2 protein-coding genes and 1 pseudogene are annotated in these 1,101 nt (G+C 43.6%); all 3 read left to right on the top strand.

Annotated elements, in window-relative coordinates:
- Positions 1-348: pseudogene (locus Q0296_RS01340) on the top strand (beta-ACP synthase); the annotation flags it as partial.
- Entirely contained in the window at positions 345-788 is a 444-nt protein-coding gene (locus Q0296_RS01335; protein ID WP_298035797.1) for a thioester dehydrase, read from the top strand. The pseudogene Q0296_RS01340 and the gene Q0296_RS01335, both read left to right, overlap by 4 nt.
- A partial coding sequence (locus tag Q0296_RS01330) for an SDR family NAD(P)-dependent oxidoreductase (protein ID WP_298035796.1) occupies positions 781-1,101 on the top strand: 321 nt, incomplete at its 3' end. The genes Q0296_RS01335 and Q0296_RS01330, both read left to right, overlap by 8 nt.

Here is a 1,101-nt window from a genome sequence, read left to right as displayed (position 1 = left end):
GGCGTGGACTATGTAAATTTGCATGGCACCGGCACGCAGGCAAATGACAAAATGGAGGCAAAAGCTGTAAATTTAACGCTTGGTGCCACCTTTGCAAGCACGTTAAAGCCACAGATCGGTCACACGCTTGGGGCTGCTGGAGCTATTGAGAGCGCCATTTGCGTTATGCTTTGCATGGAGGAAAATAGCCTCTTGCCGCCACACGTCTATGACGGCGAGTATGATGAGAGCTTGGAGGCTGTAAATTTAGTAAAAAGCGGCACGAAATTTGACGTAAAAACAGCGATGTCGCTATCTTTTGCCTTTGGCGGAGATAATGCCGCGATAATATTTAAAAGAGTGAGATGATGATAAGTGATTATTTGCCGCACAGCAGCGCCATAACCCTGATCGATGAAATTTTAGAATTTATCCCTTGTGAGAGCATAAAAGTAAGTAGCGTGATAAATGAGCAAAACCCATTTTTAGAAGATGGTAAATTTATGACGCAAAAGGCGATAGAGATGATGGCTCAAAGTCTTGGGATCTACGACTCAAAGATGCGTGAGTTAAGGGGCGAAAAGGCGATATTTGGCTTTTTGCTTGGTAGTAGAAAATTTGAAATTTTTAGGCCATATTTTAAAGTGGGCGATGAGATAGTGATCGTCTCAAAGTGCTCCATTCAAGATGAGAGTGGATTTGGCGTTTATGACAGCGAGCTTTTTGTAAATGGCGAGCTTGGCGCAAGGGCGGTTTTAAACGTGATGAGCCCTGATGAAGAATTTGTAAAAAAGGCACTTAGTGAGTAAGAGAGTATTGATAACTGGATCAAGTAGAGGCATAGGAGCTAGCATTGCTAGGCGTCTTGCTGGCGAATACGAAGTGGTGCTTCACGCAAGAAGTAAGAGCGATGAGCTTTTAAAGATGGCTAGCGAGCTTGGGGCTAAATTTATGACATTTGACGTGGCTGATACTGCCGCAGCCAAAAAGGCCATAGAAGCTGACATGGAGGCAAATGGCGTCTATTACGGCGTTATTTTAAACGCTGGTATAACAAGGGATAATACCTTTGTGGGGCTAAGCGATGAAGAGTGGTTTGACGTGATAGATGTAAATTTAAAT

It is taken from the genome of uncultured Campylobacter sp. (assembly GCF_937890585.1).
In the GTDB taxonomy this organism is placed as follows: Bacteria; Campylobacterota; Campylobacteria; order Campylobacterales; family Campylobacteraceae; genus Campylobacter_A.
Note: the sequence above shows the minus strand (reverse complement) of the source record. Positions and strands in the feature narration are given on the sequence as shown.

Coding starts and splice junctions, on each gene's coding strand:
- Q0296_RS01335 (WP_298035797.1), top strand. CDS start 345: ATGATGATAAGTGATTATTTGCCGCACAGCAGCGCCATAACCCTGATC.